Annotated in this window: 17 protein-coding genes; 9 read left to right on the forward strand and 8 right to left on the reverse strand. The window is 52.3% G+C overall.

Annotated features, from left to right (window positions below):
* Window position 1 precedes the first annotated feature (1 nt).
* Window positions 2–457 (reverse strand): (2Fe-2S)-binding protein, encoded by a 456-nt coding sequence (locus GQ52_RS03745; RefSeq protein WP_019881067.1) that lies wholly within the window; start codon window positions 455–457, stop codon window positions 2–4.
* A gap of 281 nt (window positions 458–738) precedes the next feature.
* Between GQ52_RS03745 and GQ52_RS03750 the strand changes: the two genes are divergently transcribed.
* The gene (locus tag GQ52_RS03750) at window positions 739–1,746 is read left to right on the forward strand and encodes an NAD(P)-dependent alcohol dehydrogenase (RefSeq protein ID WP_047515273.1); all 1,008 of its coding nucleotides are present in this window, start codon (window positions 739–741) and stop codon (window positions 1,744–1,746) included.
* 10 nt (window positions 1,747–1,756) lie between these two features.
* Here the strand turns inward: GQ52_RS03750 and GQ52_RS03755 are convergent, their stop codons facing one another.
* The 5 genes from GQ52_RS03755 to GQ52_RS03775 form a co-directional block, all read right to left on the reverse strand.
* Window positions 1,757–2,461, reverse strand: a complete 705-nt coding sequence (locus tag GQ52_RS03755; protein WP_047515277.1) for an MBL fold metallo-hydrolase — start codon at window positions 2,459–2,461, stop codon at window positions 1,757–1,759.
* Window positions 2,462–2,510: 49 nt separating this feature from the next.
* Entirely contained in the window at window positions 2,511–2,930 is a 420-nt protein-coding gene (locus tag GQ52_RS03760) for a DUF6691 family protein (protein ID WP_047515286.1), read from the reverse strand.
* An 8-nt stretch (window positions 2,931–2,938) separates the two neighbouring features.
* Window positions 2,939–3,364: a YeeE/YedE family protein gene (locus GQ52_RS03765; RefSeq protein WP_200884041.1), complete on the reverse strand. Its 426-nt coding sequence runs from the start codon at window positions 3,362–3,364 to the stop codon at window positions 2,939–2,941.
* A gap of 54 nt (window positions 3,365–3,418) precedes the next feature.
* Window positions 3,419–3,640, reverse strand: a complete 222-nt coding sequence (locus GQ52_RS03770) for a hypothetical protein (RefSeq protein WP_047515289.1) — start codon at window positions 3,638–3,640, stop codon at window positions 3,419–3,421.
* Between the two features lie 217 nt (window positions 3,641–3,857).
* Window positions 3,858–5,435 (reverse strand): Na+/H+ antiporter, encoded by a 1,578-nt coding sequence (locus tag GQ52_RS03775; RefSeq protein WP_047515293.1) that lies wholly within the window; start codon window positions 5,433–5,435, stop codon window positions 3,858–3,860.
* A 279-nt stretch (window positions 5,436–5,714) separates the two neighbouring features.
* Here GQ52_RS03775 and GQ52_RS03780 point away from each other — a divergent pair, with 279 nt between their 5' ends.
* The 3 genes from GQ52_RS03780 (at window position 5,715) to GQ52_RS03790 (ending at window position 8,662) form a co-directional block, all read left to right on the forward strand.
* A complete protein-coding gene (locus tag GQ52_RS03780; RefSeq protein WP_047515295.1) occupies window positions 5,715–8,027 on the forward strand; it encodes a bifunctional diguanylate cyclase/phosphodiesterase in 2,313 nt (770 codons plus the stop codon).
* Window positions 8,028–8,152: 125 nt separating this feature from the next.
* Window positions 8,153–8,392, forward strand: coding sequence for a hypothetical protein (locus GQ52_RS03785; RefSeq protein ID WP_019881058.1), 240 nt, complete (start codon window positions 8,153–8,155; stop codon window positions 8,390–8,392).
* 9 nt (window positions 8,393–8,401) lie between these two features.
* Window positions 8,402–8,662, forward strand: coding sequence for a KTSC domain-containing protein (locus tag GQ52_RS03790; RefSeq protein WP_024930376.1), 261 nt, complete (start codon window positions 8,402–8,404; stop codon window positions 8,660–8,662).
* Window positions 8,663–8,719: 57 nt separating this feature from the next.
* On the opposite strand, the gene GQ52_RS03795 is transcribed toward GQ52_RS03790, so the two are convergent.
* Entirely contained in the window at window positions 8,720–10,195 is a 1,476-nt protein-coding gene (locus GQ52_RS03795) for an iron-containing redox enzyme family protein (protein ID WP_235272947.1), read from the reverse strand.
* 194 nt (window positions 10,196–10,389) lie between these two features.
* On the opposite strand from GQ52_RS03795, the gene GQ52_RS03800 reads away from it, so the two are divergent.
* Window positions 10,390–11,376, forward strand: coding sequence for a class I SAM-dependent methyltransferase (locus tag GQ52_RS03800; RefSeq protein ID WP_047515305.1), 987 nt, complete (start codon window positions 10,390–10,392; stop codon window positions 11,374–11,376).
* A 4-nt stretch (window positions 11,377–11,380) separates the two neighbouring features.
* Here GQ52_RS03800 and GQ52_RS03805 read toward each other — a convergent pair whose 3' ends face one another.
* Entirely contained in the window at window positions 11,381–11,890 is a 510-nt protein-coding gene (locus tag GQ52_RS03805; protein WP_047515308.1) for a YgjP-like metallopeptidase domain-containing protein, read from the reverse strand.
* A gap of 207 nt (window positions 11,891–12,097) precedes the next feature.
* On the opposite strand from GQ52_RS03805, the gene GQ52_RS03810 reads away from it, so the two are divergent.
* The 4 genes from GQ52_RS03810 to GQ52_RS03825 all read left to right on the forward strand — a co-directional run bounded on the left by GQ52_RS03810 (window position 12,098) and on the right by GQ52_RS03825 (window position 16,201).
* Window positions 12,098–12,277, forward strand: coding sequence for a hypothetical protein (locus GQ52_RS03810; RefSeq protein ID WP_047515312.1), 180 nt, complete (start codon window positions 12,098–12,100; stop codon window positions 12,275–12,277).
* A 258-nt stretch (window positions 12,278–12,535) separates the two neighbouring features.
* Window positions 12,536–14,047, forward strand: coding sequence for a PAS domain S-box protein (locus GQ52_RS03815; protein WP_047515314.1), 1,512 nt, complete (start codon window positions 12,536–12,538; stop codon window positions 14,045–14,047).
* Window positions 14,019–14,462 (forward strand): response regulator, encoded by a 444-nt coding sequence (locus GQ52_RS03820; protein ID WP_019881049.1) that lies wholly within the window; start codon window positions 14,019–14,021, stop codon window positions 14,460–14,462. The genes GQ52_RS03815 and GQ52_RS03820 overlap by 29 nt, the downstream gene beginning before the upstream one ends.
* A gap of 2 nt (window positions 14,463–14,464) precedes the next feature.
* Window positions 14,465–16,201 carry a bifunctional diguanylate cyclase/phosphodiesterase gene (locus GQ52_RS03825; RefSeq protein WP_047515317.1) on the forward strand — a complete coding sequence of 579 codons (1,737 nt, stop codon included), beginning with the start codon at window positions 14,465–14,467 and terminating at the stop codon, window positions 16,199–16,201.
* Window positions 16,202–16,223 lie beyond the last annotated feature (22 nt).

Raw genomic sequence — 16,223 nt, forward strand, 5'->3', positions numbered from 1 at the left:
CTTAGGCCAGTTTGGCAGCAGCTTCATGAATCGCTGTGCGGATACGTTGATAAGTCCCACAACGGCAAATATTGCCACTCATGGCCGCATCAATATCGGCATCGCTGGGTGTGGGATTCTGCTTGAGTAACGAGGTCGCCGACATGATCTGGCCAGACTGGCAATACCCGCACTGCACCACATCAATCTGCTGCCAGGCGGCCTGTACAGCCTGGCCGACTTTGTCTTCCTGCATGGCTTCTATGGTGGTGATTTTTTTGCCTACCGCGGCACTCACCGGCGTCACGCACGAGCGGATGGCCTGGCCATCCAGATGCACGGTACAGGCGCCACATTGCGCCATGCCACAGCCAAACTTGGTGCCAGTCATGCCAGCCACATCGCGAATCGCCCATAATATGGGCATATCGTCACTCACATTGAGATCGGTCTCTTTGCCATTGATATTTAGTTTCATCGGGTAGGTTCCTTGTGAATATCTGTTGTGCCTGATAGCTAAACCAATCTGAACGTTGGCTATGATGAAAAATATACTAACATACACATCTGTATGTATGTGTGTTTCATGCACGATAAAACAGGAAATTTAACAATGTTAAATTTTATCTACAGGCGCGCTATATAAGGCTGTATATAACGAAGGGGCTGAGAATTTACATCGTCATCACAACACGGCACAATCCAACTATCACACGCATCCGATGATGATAATCATCACATTCATTGAGGAGACCAACAATGAGCAAAGCCATCATTGTGCAACCCGGCGGCGGCTACCAAAACGTGACTATAGGCAACCGTGAAGCGGCCGCCCCCAAAGCAGGCGAGATCACGGTCAGACTACATGCCAACTCGCTGAACTATCATGATTTTGCCGTGGTTAGCGGCATGTGGGGGCCGACTGAGCCACGCATTCCGATGGCCGACGGCGCTGGGGAAGTGATTGCCGTAGGCGCAGACGTCACTGAATTTAAAATAGGAGATGCTGTAGTCAGCACCTTCTTTCCCACCTGGCAATCAGGTGAGCCACTGGTTGAAGGCTTTGCCACCGTGCCCGGCGATGGCATCGATGGTTACGCGCGCGAGCTGGTCACAGCGACCGTCGAATCATTTACCCTGGCGCCCATAGGCTGGAGCCATCTGGCGTCATCAACCCTCACCACCGCCGCCCTCACCGCCTGGCGCGCCCTGATGTCTGACGACCACCTAAAACCGGGGGATACAGTGCTGGTGCAAGGCACAGGTGGCGTGTCTATCTTTGCGCTGCAATTTGCCAAACTGGCCGGGGCGACCGTGATCGCTACCTCATCCAGCGAGGCCAAGCTGGAAAAGCTCAAGGCCTTAGGCGCAGACCATGTGATCAATTACAAAACCACGCCGCAATGGGGCACGCTCGCACGCGACATTTCTGGCGGGCAAGGCGTCGACCACGTGGTGGAGGTGGGTGGTCCGGCAACACTGGAACAATCCATGCTGGCGGCCCGCGTCGGCGGTCATGTGTCTGTGATTGGCATTCTGACCGGTCTGGCAGGCGACTTTCCGCTGGTGACTGCACTGATTAAGCAATTACGCCTGCAAGGCGTGCTGGTAGGGAATCGTGCGCAGCAACAAGCCATGGTGAAAGCAATTGATGCCAACGGCATGCAACCGGTGGTAGATAAAGTATTTGCGCTAGAAGAAATTGTGCAGGCGTTTCAATACCAGGAAACCAACCAGCACTTTGGCAAAATCTGCCTGCAGATTTAATATTTCAAACTTATGAAGACTGATTAACCGCCAGCCTGCCGCACGCCTGGTTGGCTGGCAGTGCCACCGCCATTTGTGCTGGATACCCCAGCTTCAGGTTAGCCATCAGCGCCACGAACGCCGCACGTGAAATTTGGCCACCCAGGCGCGGATTGTCCTTTTTTTCTTTACCCACCGTGGATACCGTTTGGCCGTGGTAATCATGGCCCGGATAAATCAGGGTTGCCTCTGGCAAGCTGAAAATTTCACGATGCACGCTGTCGTATAACTGTCCTGCATCGCCCTGCTGAAAGTCGGTGCGGCCACAGCCATTAATCAGCAAAGCATCGCCAGTAAAAATACGGTCACCCAGGTAGTAACTCACGCAACCGCTGGTATGGCCAGGTGTGGAGCGCACTTCAATATCCAGTGAGCCGACATGCAAGTGCATGCCATCGGTGACCAGCAGATCACCACACAGCACCCCCGCGTCACGGTGAACGACGCTTTGACTGCCCAAGCGCCGGCGTAGCGCATCCGCCGCGGTCACATGATCGGCATGCACATGGGTTTCTAGCGTATAGGCCAGCGTGAGCCCCAGGATATTCAAGGCCTCGATATAGCGCGCAACCTCACTTTCAACCGGGTCAATTAACACCGCCTGCCTGCTTTGCTCACACGCTAGCAGATAGGTATATGTGCAACTCTCTGCTTCAAAAAGCTGTTGAAAAATCATGCGTCAGTGCCTCAGGAGAGTTTTATGAGAGACGGTGAAAAGCGAGTGATTAAAGCCAGCCGCGGCGCACGGCCAGCGTATGTAGTGCCATGCCCGCCAGCATGCTGGCGACAAATATCCACACCGCAGCACCGCCAACCAATATCGAGGCAACTGCCGGGCCGGGGCAAAAACCAGCCAGGCCCCAGCCGACCCCAAACAGTAATGCCCCTATGACTAATTTGCGATCCACCAGATGGCTGGCAGGCAATTGCATAGGCAAGCCCAACAGACTGCGCGACTGTTTGGCCGCAGTTTTAAACGCGAAAAAGCCAATGGTAATCGCCCCCAACATCACAAACGTCAGTGAGGGATCCCAATCACCACTAATATCCAGAAACGCTAGCACCTTGGCCGGGTTAGTCATCCCGCCGACAATCAAGCCCAGGCCAAAAATCACGCCAGCGAACAATGCAATCAACATCACCATCTGCGCTCCTATCCTGCCACCAGCACATGGCGTACCAGCCATACCACCAGCATCGCTGTCAGCATAAACGTCAACGTCGCCACCAGCGAGCGTAACGATAAGCGCGATAAGCCACACACGCCATGACCACTGGTGCAGCCAGACCCCAGCCGAGTGCCAAAACCCACCAGCAGGCCTGACGCAATTAACCAGGGCGTACTGGTAGCAATCTGCATGGCGGGCAATGGCGTAAATAGGGCATACAAGAGTGGTGCCACCAGCAGACCTGCAACAAAGGCAAAACGCCAGGCACGATCACCGGCACCGGCTGACCACAGCTGTCCAACAATGCCGCTGATACCAGCAATCTGCCCCAGCCAGCGGATTAACAGCAAGGTAGAAAAGCCAATCAGCAAGCCGCCAATCAGTGATTGCAAGGGGGTAAATGTGCTCATACGGTGACCCGGTCGTTAAAAGTGAGGCGATGATAATCTGGCTATCGCGGCGAGTTAATCTTCTTCGTCCGCCGTATCTTCATGTGCCAAAGCTACCTGGCGGTTGCATTCAAAGCCTGCTTTTTCAAGCACCACGCGATAATCGCAATTTGGTAAATGCCCTTCCAGTCGGCCATTGATTTTGGTGGTTTCCTGCTTGCAAAACGCGCAACGATAACGATGCGCCTGTCCTTCATAATGCTCTTGCGGATAATCAATATAAAACAGTCGTTTCATCATGGACTCCTTATTTGCAACAGTGATCAGCCTATGCTACGCCGACGACCTCTGGCTGGCAATACACAAAAAATAGCCTGCAGCAAGGATTTTTGCTAATTATTTTCAGCGTACAGATTTTAATCACTCCTGTTTTTAGTCATTAAATCATGTAGTTACAACACTCACCCACAACACATCTAAAAAGTTATCCACAAAAAATGTGGACAGCGTTGCCTTATCCCCGGCTATGCAATGCTGCTATTTCCTGGATATCCAGATCACGCTCCATCATATGCAATAGTTCATCATGAATCTGTCCGGAACGATGCAGCTTCAGCAACTCCTCACGCCCGGCGGCCACTGCGGCCAGCACCACATTAAAATGCGCTTTACGGATATCGTCTGGCAACATAGCGTCATTTTTGTGTTTGTCTGACAAGCTTTGGCGATAACCATATTGCTCGAGTAATCGTGGGTGCTGTAGCTTGCCTTGTTCGTCATAAGCCAGCTTGTTGACCACTGCATATTGCGCCTGCTCTATACGCGCCCAGGTTTGCGGCTCGTTGAGGTAAGTGCGCTCATGGGCCGTGGCTTTTAACTTGAGTACGCGTATCACCCAGCCGATGCTGGTACCCTGAAACAATACGGTGACTAAAATCACGGCAAACGCACACAGCAGCATCAAATCACGCCCCGGCACCTCGGCAGGCACCGCCAGCGCGGCCGCCAGTGTCACCACGCCGCGCATGCCGGCCCAACTGGTCACAAATGATTCACGCCAGCCGCCTGAGGCAGACTTTGCGTGTTTGCTGAATAATCCAGCCAGCCCATCGACGGCAAACACCCAGACAAAGCGCGACACAATCACTACCACCAGCACCAGCAACACCTCCAGGCTGTAATCGGCGATCGACTTGCTGCCGTCGGCAATGCGGTCCCACACCCCACGCAAGGAGAGGCCTATGAGGATAAACACCAGCGACTCAAAGACAAAAATCATGATTTCCCAAAACGCTGCCCCGCGACGTCTGGCGGTGGCCGTCATGATTTCATGCTGGTGCCAGCCCAGCATCATGCCGTAGGTAACGGTCGCGATCACGCCCGAAACACCGATATGTTCACCCACCACATAACAAATCCAGCCCGGTAAGGCAGAGGCGAGAATCATGAGCTCGGTGTCATGCAAATAGCGCAAGGTTTTATAGACCAGGTAGCCAAACGCGGCGCCCAGCAGGATGCCGCCGATGCTAAGCCAGGCGAACTCCTCAACCGCCCCCGCCATGGAGAACACACCGGTCAGCATGGCCACAATCGAAAACTTGTATAACACCAGGCCGGTTGCATCATTGAGCAGGCTTTCACCCTCCAGCAACACCAGCAATTTGCGCGGTAACGCCACCCGTTGCAACACGGCCTTGGCGGCGATGGCATCCGGCGGTGACACAATGGCGCCTAAGGCAAAACAGGCTGCCCACGGCAGGGCCGGCGTCAAACTATGCAGTGCCAGCCCAACCACCAGGGTGGTAAATAGCACCGCGCCTATCGCCAGCAGCAAAATCCCCACCAGGTGGCGCCTGAATTCATGCCACACCGTGAAATAAGCGCCCGCCATCAGTAGTGGTGGCAAGAAAACCACTAACACCAGCGCAGGATCAATCTCAAACGCAGGCAAACCGGGGATAAAGGCGATCAGTGCGCCACCGATTAACTGCGCCACGGCAGGTGGCCAACGTAGCTTTTTCGCCAACACTTCTAGCGCAATAATCGCCACCAGAAAAAATAGAATCAGATTGAAATAAAACGCGTTGGACATAAATATGGATGCTCTTGTATGCGCGCAAGGCCAACAAGAAAACACTTTCGAATACAAAAAATCAAATGAGATGACGCTGTCACTGCGTGACTTAGAGGCGCTGGATGAGTGTAATAGAAAACATCCGCAGACGTTTCATTAAATCACGTAAAAGCAATTTAACGACTGGCTCACCCCATCTGCAATCACTTTTAAGCACCCGCCAATAAAACATATATTTACATGTGTTATTAAAGCAGTGTTTAATGGCGCTTCGATCTGCTTATGTGAAGTACAGCCATGCAATGGAGTCATCATATTTCAGCCGTTATTTCATTGGCAGCACGCATGACGCCGCCCTGGAAAGTCTTTTGGCTGGCTGGGCTGGTCGCCACAGCTTGCCTGCCGCTTGTTAGTCGGTTCGGACTCAGGGATAGCTGGTTTTTTCTGATTGCCATCCTCAGCGTGAGTGCCATCTGGCTGGGCATTTGGCGACAGCGCCCGCAACCATGCCAACCATGGTTGCAATTTGCGGTCGCTATCAGCGCACAATGCCTGGGTGGACTCATAGAAGCGAATACCGATGCCAGTGGACACTTTGGCCTGCAACTTTCACTGGCTGATGTGTGCCTGCTCACAGGGCACCTGGCGTTGGTGCGCAGCTTGTGGCAACTCGCCTGCCAGCAACACCCGCAATTTCCACGTCATGGCTTTTTTCAGGGCTGGATCCTGGCCACCAGCCTCATGCTCATCGGCTGGCAATTCCTGTTTTTACCTACCATCCTGCATCATGGTTTTTCGCTGGATCGGCCGCAGATTTTTCGCATGCTGTATCCCTCACTGTCGTTTATTGAACTCGGCATGCTGCTATGGCTATGGACCAGTAGCAACGCATACGCCTCGCGGGTATTTTTGCAGCTTTGCCTGGCCATTCTGTTTTTTGCCATCGGTGAATGTGTGTTTCATGGCACGAGCAACAGCCTGGCTGTACCGCATGACATCAACCTGATGTGCTGGCTCATAGGCTATGTCAGCTTTGGCAGTGTTGCCTTGCATCCGGATATAGCGCAGCTCGGCCATCCCAGAGCCAGTGAAGACGATCGCCATGCCCACCATATCTTGACGATGCTATTACCGCTGGCCTTGCTGTTCCCGGTCGCGCTGCTATTACGCTATTTCCAGGCATTACATCCTGCCACCATCGGCATTTTGCTGGGCTTTTTCATTATCTTTATCATCGGCTGGTATCAGCTCAGTACCACCTTACAAAATATCATTGAGGTTAAGCAGCAACTGGAACAGCAAAACCGCACCGATTATCTGACCGGCATCCCCAACCGCAATTATCTTGAGCAAGTAGTTGAGAGTAGCATGTATTCCACGCGTGTACTGCCACATAGTATGAACGCGATGTTGCTCATGGATATCGATGGTTTCAAAGCCTTTAACAATATTTTCGGCTTTGGCCTGGGTGACCTGATTCTAAAAGCCGTCGCCAAGCGACTACATCACAACAGCCAGGCGCAAGGCTACCACTTCGCCCGTGTCGACGGTGACGAGTTCATTGTGCTCATGCTCAACGTGCCTGAAAAAGCCATCGTAGAACAGCAAGCCTGGCATATTCACCAGTTGCTGGAGCAACCTTTTATTGTCAATGGGTTAACTGCCAAAGTCAGCTGCAGCATAGGCATCTCAATGGCAGACTCTTTCACCAAACACGCTTTTTCTAATATGCAACGCGAAAGTGAGCGCGCACTTTTACGGGCAAAAGAAAACCAGTCTCAAGTCGAATGCTACCAGGCTATCCGCGACAAACCGGCAGACAAAAGCTGGATTATCAGTGAATTCCGGGAAGCCATACACGCCCGGCAAATTGTGGTCTACTACCAGCCCAAGGTGCATTTGCAAACGCAAACGGTGATGGGGGTAGAAGCCCTGGTGCGCTGGCAACATCCGCTACGCGGACTGATTATGCCAGGTGAGTTTGTGCCGCATATCGAAAACACTGACCTCATTCATACCCTGTTTAAGCTGGTGTTACATGAATCGACCCGCCAGTGGCAATTGTGGCATCAACAGCAACTTGACCTCACTATTGCAGTCAATGTCACCGCCCGCGACCTGATGAACTTTGACCTGGTGAAAGAGGTAGCGCAAGCGCTGGAAAAGCATGCCATGCCTGCCAATCACATAGAGGTTGAAATTACCGAGTCGAGCGCGCTCGCTGACCCCAGGCGCGTCAAAAAACTCCTGTCAGACCTGATCGCGCTCGGCATCAAAATCAGTATTGATGACTATGGCACCGGCTACAGCTCCTTACTTTATCTGCAACAACTGTCTCTGCACTATCTCAAAATCGACCAGCAATTTATCCGCGAAATGCACCACGATGCCTCCAGCCTGGCCATCGTATGCTCGACACTGGAGTTGGCAAAAAACCTGCACATAGAAGTGATTGCCGAAGGCATCCATGCCGCCGTAAGCGTGCAACAACTCAAAGCCTTGGGCTGTTACGGCGCCCAAGGCTTTCTATTCTCGGAACCGGTACCTGCCAGCGACATTCCGGCCATCATCCGTCGCATTGAGTCTGCCTGCTATGACATTGAGTCATGAGCCTAAGCCATGAACGCAAGACGTGAACTCCGCGCGCCAAACTGCCTCTAACAGACATGAAAATTAAACTGGCGACAGAATTAGTTTAATATGCTGCCAGTGATGGCAAAAACGCAGGAGTTTGTATGTTTACACTGAAAAAATGGCTCTGGACACAATGGCAGAAACTGCGTGGCGCAGACCGCGCTTACGCTAAATACCTGGCGCATTTTCAACATTACCAGGCACAAGTCGTTGATGACGAACTACAGCAATCGCTCAATATTCAACCCATGAGTAAAGAGGCTTTTTTAAACGCCTGGCAACACAAAGGCTTGAAACCCGCGGGCAAATCTTGCGGCTGTAAAACAGGTGGTTGCTGCTAAGGGGCTGGCATGGAGATGATCAGCACTCACTCAGGCAAATTGCGCGCCATTGGTTACGACGCAGGCAAGCGCCTCTTAAGAGTAGAGCTCGAAAATGGCAGCGCGCTGGAATATGCCAATGTCGGCGACAGCATTTGGCGCAACCTGAAAAATGCCAGCGCACAGTGGAGCTATTACCGCGACAATATTGAAGAGGAATTCACCGCCAGCCGCGTCGCAAGCAAGGCAAGCGCCAGCGGCAAAAATCCGCTGGATGATTTATTTGGCTAAGCCTTGAAGCACCAGTGGTGAAGAACCTCTCAACAGTATTGGGCGGGCACGTTTTAATCAATCATCAGTTTGCCCGTATGGCGCATCGACATACGCCTTGAAATAACGTGTCGCACACAAGCCCAGCGGCGTATGGTGCTTGGCAGGCGATAACCAGTCAATCAGGAAATCCATACGCTTTTGCCCCAAACCGTGCAGATAGCGCTCCAGCGACAATTGGTCCTGGTGAAAGTCATTGTCCACCTGCAATGCCTGAGCAACACGACGACCTGAGCGCAAGTCGTAAATATTGCCATGCGGGTGCCCTTCAGGCGTCTTAAGCAGGGATGGTTTCTCCGCCATCCGCCAAGGCGCGCCCAATCGCGCCAGTCGGGGCAAGCGCTCAAGCGCCTCACCCGCAATCCAGTCATACAGCACTTGTCTCTCATAAGCAGTGAATACGCCGAACATCGGCGCTTTATCCGCCGTGATCATTTGCCAGAAACGGCTCTGTTCAGGGTCTTGATGGCGTGTTATCCAGCCAGTTCTTTCCATCACAGATAGCAACCTGGCCACCTGATCGGCATCAGCCAGCCACGCATTGATGGATTTGCCCCCAATCACACAATGGTTGGCATGCATATACTGGCCAATACTAGCTTTGCTTTGCAACACGCGGACCACTTCAGCCAGCAGGTCAAAGTGTTTGATCAGGTCCAGCGTACCGAGGCCGGCGTCATTTAATTTAACCCCTGCCACAATGCGCGCCATATAGTTCTGTACAGAACCAAACGTAGGCATCGCCTCGCTGACGGCATCAATTGCCGCTCTGGCATGCCCGCTATGTGCGTTATCAATGGTGGTATGCAAAGTAAAGTAATAGGGGTCGATATTCAGCTCTTTGAGTTCATATGCCGTGATCAGCAAATGTAGCGGTAACTGCTCGTAGCCCAGATTAAAACCAATCACTTCTGGCAGATGTGTTTCAACATTTGCGGCCAACGCCAGCTGCACAGCGCCTTGTGTGAAAAACTTGTCGTCCAGCGTGCGCCAGTCATCACAATCATTCACTTTCAGCAGTTTGCGGTATAGCGCCACATGATTCATGGCTTCAATGCCATTGCCCAACTCTTCCAGATAAATTTTTAACAAGGAGGTAAAACGCGTGTCCTGCCAGTGGCGCGTAAAGCCATATAACCAGGCCCCATCAACCATTTTGGTCGGCGCGACTGCACGCAGAAAATACAAGGCGTGCGATTTGCTACTGAAATACCAGCGTGGCTCACCGGCTTTTCTGGCGGCAAGATACTCCTGGTACTGTTGGCCGATTGCCGCATGTTGCTCAAGCAACCACGCCTCCAGTTGCGCAGGATGTGTGGGCACATTGGTGAAATGATGGCTGGTTTCCTGCAAATTGGCGGCCAGAAAACCCAGGCTATCTGCCCGGCCCTTGCTAAAACCGGAAGGCGCCAACAGTGAAAAGTACATAGACTTGGCAGACCAGTCTTGGACTGTTTGCTGATGCTTCCCGATGTGTTTGCTGATGACTGACATCGCTGCGGTCTCCAATGCATTAAGCTGCCAGATGGAATAGCCCAAATGGAATAGCAAGTACAAAGCACATAAGTTACGCAGATATGATCAAACGCTCTATCAGACGATGTATGAGCGTCATGTAGGAATTCGCTGATTAAACAGAAAGTAACATTCTGTTAAGCTACCAACACTCCCCTCTAAAGGACGGCATCGTGGAAAAACACCTCCATTCCCCATTAGAACAGTTACTGCTGGCGCTCTATGAGCGTCACTACAGCTTTGTGACGGTAACCCCGGCAACCCATCATCTGGTGAACCAGCGGTCGGGTAATGCCTGGGCAGAAAGCATTCAGGATATCTTCGGCTGGAACCGGCCATTCAAGCAAGAAACGCTAGACGCAGCGCTATTTGCACGCATGAAAGAAGCCAATATTTTGCGGCCAGTGGCGCAAGGCTGGCGGTCACAAGTGCGCGTTTCAAGCATTCAAGACAAGCTGTTTTTACATTCCGGCTTTCCGACTGACGCCGCCGATGCCGTGTTTTTCGGCCCGGACACCTATCGCTTTATCAATGCCATGTATGGTGCACTGTCGACGTTGCAAGGCAAAGTGCGGCGCTGTGTCGATATTGGCACTGGCGCGGGTGTCGGCGCCATTTTGCTGGCCGAAGCATTGCCTTATGCCGAGAGCATAGGCGTAGATATCAATGCCAAGGCACTGGCGTTTGCCGCCATCAATGCCAAAGCCAATCGCATTAGCAACGTAGCGTTCCACCACAGCGACCTGCTGCACGACCTGCCTGGCGAGTTTGACCTGATAGTTTCCAACCCGCCTTACCTGGTCGACCCATCCGCTCGCGCTTACCGGTATGGCCATGGCCCGCTGGGTGCACAACTTTCACTGGATATTGTTGAGGCGGCACTCACCCGGCTGGCACCGGGCGGCATCCTTATGCTTTATACCGGGGTCGCCATCATTCACGGGCATGATCCGTTCATCGAGGCCGTTAAACAGAGTACCAAAATGGCAGGATGCACCTATCAATACACAGAAATAGACCCGGATATTTTTGGCGAGGAACTGGCTACACCCGCCTATGCACAGGCAGACAGAATTGCCGCGGTCTGGTTATTGGTAAACAAACCGACCATTGAAAGTGACGCCTTGCTACAGTTAATCAGTGCTGCCGCCAATACGTAAGCGTTTACTCACTTTGACTTAACAGCAGCGACAACAAATACACACGACAATCAAACTCATACTGCATATAGTTGGGTTCCATATGCAAACACAGCTGATAAAACGCCTTGTCGTGGTCACGCTCTTTAAGGTGCGCCAGCTCATGCACCACAATCATCTGCAAAAACTCCAGCGGCGCCGTTTTAAAAAATGCCGATATACGGATTTCTTTCTTGGCCTTCAGCTTGCCACCCTGCACGCGCGAGATTGCCGTGTTCAAACCCAAGGTCTGCTTTTCAACCGTCAGCTTGTTATCAAAATGCACTTTATCAAGTAGCGGCGCATTTTTTAAATAGCGCTGTTTGAGCTCAATACAAAAGTCATACAAAGCTTTATCACTTTGAACGGCATGCACCTGCGGATAGCGTTGTTGAATATAAGTGCCCAATTGTCCCTGCGCATGCAATTGCGTAATTTGCGCACGTAAATGGGCGGGGTAACCAGGGAGGTATTGTTGAATCAATGCAGCAGACATGCTGTCATTTTAATCAGCAGACAGCCTTGCAACAACCCACACATGTTTTTGCCTTGGTCGAGTGTCGTGTTCTGGCGAATATCGCCTGTATATAGGCCGCAAACTTTGCAGCCCTCACATTACTCAAACATGAAAGGCCTTGATATAAGCTAAACATGCACGCTCAAAGCCTGTTAGAGTAAACACATCTTGTGAAGGGGACTGACCATGACCAAAGCACTCAAAGAAGCAAAACTGGAGGCGCATTTAGACGCGGTTGAAAAACACAAAGCGTTGTTAGAGCAACTGCACCTGAATGGCAATGCGCATCTAGACGAAGTGAATAATTCGCTGCAAACACTCACATTGACCCTTGAGGAATACCTCAAGATTATTGGCATCCCATAACATCCCAAGGGTTCACGTTGAGGCAAAACTCATACTTTGTGCCTCAACGTCATACAACCATCTCTTCTCGTGGCTCAATCCCGCCATGCGGGCAAAAAATATCGTCACAAACATTGGCCGCACACATTGCATTCCCGACGGCGACATGGATATACTTGAGCGTAAATAGAACAAACTATCCGTAGCACGCATTCCAGAGACACTCGCAATTAGATTCACACTCGCCAAGCAAGTTTTGTTGGTGCAAAGGGGTTGGTCATGCATGATGACATTGGGGATATCGAACGGGCCAATCTGCGCTTGCGCCAGGTGGTGGAAGCCGCACCTACGGCGATGGTGATGGTCAATCACACAGGCATCATCGAAATGGTGAACACCCAGACAGAGAACATCTTTGGCTACAGCCGGGTCGAGTTACTGGGTCAGTCGATAGATATCCTCCTGCCCGAGCGCTTCCGCCGTCAACATCCACATCACCGCGCATCCTTTTTTTCTGACTTAAGCCCACGTGCCATGGGCACTGGTCGCGACTTATTTGGCCGCCGCAAAGACGGTAGCGAGTTTCCGGTAGAGGTGGGACTTAACCCGATTGAAACTGATGATGGCATTAAGGTGCTCTCAGCCATTACCGACATTTCGGCGCGTAAAAGAATGGAGGAGCGTTTTCGCCAAGTGGTTGAAGCCGCCCCCAACGCCATGGTGATGGTGAATAAAGGCGGCATCATCGAAATGGTGAATAACCAGACAGAAAGCATCTTTGGCTATAGCCGAGTCGAGTTACTGGGCCAGTCGATAGATATCCTGCTACCCGAACGGTTCCGCCATCAACACCCGCATCACCGTGCTTCTTTCTTTTCTGACCTGAGCCCACGTGCCATGGGCAGCGGCCGCGACTTATTTGGCCGTCGCAAAGACGGTAGCGAGTTTCCGGTAGAGGTGGGACTGAACCCGATCGAAACCGACGATGGCGTCAAAGTACTGTCAGCGATTACCGATATTTCTGCGCGGGTAAAAGCGGGTGAAAAACTGGCGGAACACCGCGATGAACTCGAGCGCAGCAATAAAGAATTGGCGACCTTTGCCTATGTTGCCTCGCATGACCTTAAGTCACCGTTGCGCGGTATTTTCCAGATTTCGCACTGGATTGAAGAAGACCTCAACAATGGTCAAATCGATGCCATCCCGCAACACATGGACCTGCTACGTGGCCGCCTGCGCAGAATGGAGCGCCTGCTGGATGACTTACTCGCCTACTCCCGCGCCGGGCGCATGGAAGGCAGCGTCAGCCAGGTCGACCTCGGCAAATGGGCGCAAACTGTTTTCGAGCTACAAGCGCCACCTGAAGGGTTTACCCTGGCAGTGGATCCAGATCTGCCCACTTTTACCACGCTCGCCACACCGCTGGAGCAAGTGCTGCGCAACCTGTTTGCCAATGCCATCAAGCACCATGATAAAGCGCAAGGCCGCATTCAGCTGAGTGGTCGTACCGTCGGCAAAGGTTTTTATGAATTCAGCGTCACTGACGACGGGCCGGGCATTTCGCCAGAATACCAGGAGCGTGTCTACATTATGTTCCAAACCCTGCGGCCACGTGATGAAGTAGAAGGTAGCGGCATGGGGCTGGCGCTGGTGAAAAAAATTGTGGAAGCCTATGGCGGCAACACCAGCATTGCTTCTGACGGTATCCGTGGCTGTGCTATCCGGTTTACCTGGCCAATCAATATAGAGGAGAGGCTGACCCGTGCAAATCCTGCAGAAGCAAAACTATAAAGAAGTCACTTTACTCATTGTTGACGATGACGATATTGACGCCATCGCCCTGGAACGGGCATTGCGCAAGCTGCGGCTGTTAAACACCGTGCTACGTGCGCGCGATGGGCGTGAGGCACTGGAATTATTGCGTACCGGTGCCGTGCCAGCGCCCTATATTATTTTGCTCGACCTTAATATGCCACGCATGAACGGCCTTGAGTTTCTGCAAACCCTGCGCACCGACCCATTGCTGACACATGCCGTGGTATTTGTACTCACCACCTCAAAATCAGATGAAGACCTGGTGGCCGCTTATCGCAACCATGTCGCAGGGTATGTCTTCAAGCAACACATGGACCGCGACTTTCTTGAAGTCATCGGCTTTATTGAGCATTACTGGCGCTTGGTCGAACTCCCCGTCACAAAGGAATAAACATGCGATTGCTACTTGTTGATGACGATGAACTGGACCGCATGGCAGTAATCCGCGTATTGCAAAATCCCAAACTGGTCAAAGACATCGTGCAGGCCAATACGGCCGTGAGAGCGTTGAAACTGTATGATGAAGACACCTTTGATGTCGTGCTGCTTGATTACCGCCTGCCCGACATGGAATGCCTGGATGTCTTAAACCAGCTCACTCAGCACACCGAAAAACATGCTGCCGTCGTCATCCTCACCGGCATGGAAGATAACGAAGTCATAGAGCGCAACTGTATCTTCGCCGGCGCACAAGACTTCCTGCTTAAGAAAGAACTGTCAGAGCGGCATCTGACCAAGGCACTGGTGCATGCGCAAGCGCGCCACGCGCTCAACAGCAAGCTGATTGATACCCACAAACGCCTCAAATACCTGGCTGAAAACGACCCCATGACCGGGTTGTCCAACCGCTATTATTTTGAAGAGCATCTGCGGGGTGCGATTCAGCGCGCACATCGCCTGAACTTCCAGCTTGGCCTGATTTACCTCGACATTGATAATTTTAAATTAATCAACGATAGCTCAGGCCACGACTCCGGTGACCAGTTATTGCAGCAGATTGCACAGCGATTACTGGCCGTCGTCCGCGAAGGCGACGTGGTTTGCCGCCTGGGCGGAGACGAATTCGCCATTGTCGTCCACGACCTGGATACCGAAACTTCAGTCGGCGCGCTGGCACAACGTGTACTCGAGAGCGTACGCGAACCCATCACCCTCCACAACACCGAACACTTTGTCACCTGTAGCATCGGCATTGCCACCTACCCCAAGTGTGCGCTCACTGCGGAAGACATGCAAAAGCGCGCCGACCTGGCGATGTACCAGGTAAAACGCGAAGGCCGCAACGGCTTTCACTTTTACAGCGAAGACCTGCAAGACCAGATTCTGCACAGAATCATGCTCGAAGGCGAACTGCGCTCGCAACGCCTGCAAAATCAGCTGGTGCAATACTATCAACCAGTGATTAACGCCAAAAATTTCCAGATCTGCGGCGCAGAAATGCTTATGCGCTGGAACCACCCGAGCAAAGGCCTGTTAGCGCCGATTGCGTTTATCGACATCGTTGAAGAGCTCGGCTTCCTGGCTGCGATTGATACCAAGAACAGGCGCCTGGCCTGCATGCAGGTCGCGCAATGGCGTAACGACGGGCTGATCGATCACACATTTGTATTAGCGGTCAATGCCAGTGAGCAACTGCTGCAGCAAGAGAGTATGTTCAGCGATATTCAACATGACCTGGCCGCCGCAGGCCTGCCGGGTGAATGCCTGTCTATAGAAGTCACCGAAAGCGTATTGGTGTCAGACTTCGACAAAACTTCCGCCGTGCTTAATCACCTCAAGGCCCTGGGCGTACAAGTCGCGCTGGATGACTTTGGCATCGGCTATTCCTCCATGTCTTATTTAAAACGGCTGCCTGCCTCGGTCTTAAAAGTCGATCGCTCGTTCGTGCAAAACGTGCCTGAGAGCGAAGCCGACAGCCGCATTTTAAAAGCCCTGATCGTTATGGCGAAAAGCCTGGATCTGGATGTGATTGTGGAAGGCATTGAAACCATAGAACAAGCCAGCCTCTGCCGAGAGCTAGGGGCCGATATGCTGCAAGGTTTCCTGTTCTCAAAACCACTGTCGCCGGATGACTTTGCCGCGTTTTTAAAAGGGCACGACCCGGCAGGCCATCACCTCAATATGCCTTAAACCATGGGCTGTGCCTGCGCAC

The sequence above is a fragment of the Methylophilus sp. Q8 genome (genome assembly GCF_000800115.1).
Lineage (GTDB): Bacteria > Pseudomonadota > Gammaproteobacteria > Burkholderiales > Methylophilaceae > Methylophilus.

Coding starts and splice junctions, on each gene's coding strand:
- GQ52_RS03745 (WP_019881067.1), bottom strand. CDS start 457: ATGAAACTAAATATCAATGGCAAAGAGACCGATCTCAATGTGAGTGAC.
- GQ52_RS03750 (WP_047515273.1), top strand. CDS start 739: ATGAGCAAAGCCATCATTGTGCAACCCGGCGGCGGCTACCAAAACGTG.
- GQ52_RS03755 (WP_047515277.1), bottom strand. CDS start 2,461: ATGATTTTTCAACAGCTTTTTGAAGCAGAGAGTTGCACATATACCTAT.
- GQ52_RS03760 (WP_047515286.1), bottom strand. CDS start 2,930: ATGGTGATGTTGATTGCATTGTTCGCTGGCGTGATTTTTGGCCTGGGC.
- GQ52_RS03765 (WP_200884041.1), bottom strand. CDS start 3,364: ATGAGCACATTTACCCCCTTGCAATCACTGATTGGCGGCTTGCTGATT.
- GQ52_RS03770 (WP_047515289.1), bottom strand. CDS start 3,640: ATGAAACGACTGTTTTATATTGATTATCCGCAAGAGCATTATGAAGGA.
- GQ52_RS03775 (WP_047515293.1), bottom strand. CDS start 5,435: ATGTCCAACGCGTTTTATTTCAATCTGATTCTATTTTTTCTGGTGGCG.
- GQ52_RS03780 (WP_047515295.1), top strand. CDS start 5,715: ATGCAATGGAGTCATCATATTTCAGCCGTTATTTCATTGGCAGCACGC.
- GQ52_RS03785 (WP_019881058.1), top strand. CDS start 8,153: ATGTTTACACTGAAAAAATGGCTCTGGACACAATGGCAGAAACTGCGT.
- GQ52_RS03790 (WP_024930376.1), top strand. CDS start 8,402: ATGGAGATGATCAGCACTCACTCAGGCAAATTGCGCGCCATTGGTTAC.
- GQ52_RS03795 (WP_235272947.1), bottom strand. CDS start 10,195: ATGTCAGTCATCAGCAAACACATCGGGAAGCATCAGCAAACAGTCCAA.
- GQ52_RS03805 (WP_047515308.1), bottom strand. CDS start 11,890: ATGTCTGCTGCATTGATTCAACAATACCTCCCTGGTTACCCCGCCCAT.
- GQ52_RS03810 (WP_047515312.1), top strand. CDS start 12,098: ATGACCAAAGCACTCAAAGAAGCAAAACTGGAGGCGCATTTAGACGCG.
- GQ52_RS03815 (WP_047515314.1), top strand. CDS start 12,536: ATGCATGATGACATTGGGGATATCGAACGGGCCAATCTGCGCTTGCGC.
- GQ52_RS03825 (WP_047515317.1), top strand. CDS start 14,465: ATGCGATTGCTACTTGTTGATGACGATGAACTGGACCGCATGGCAGTA.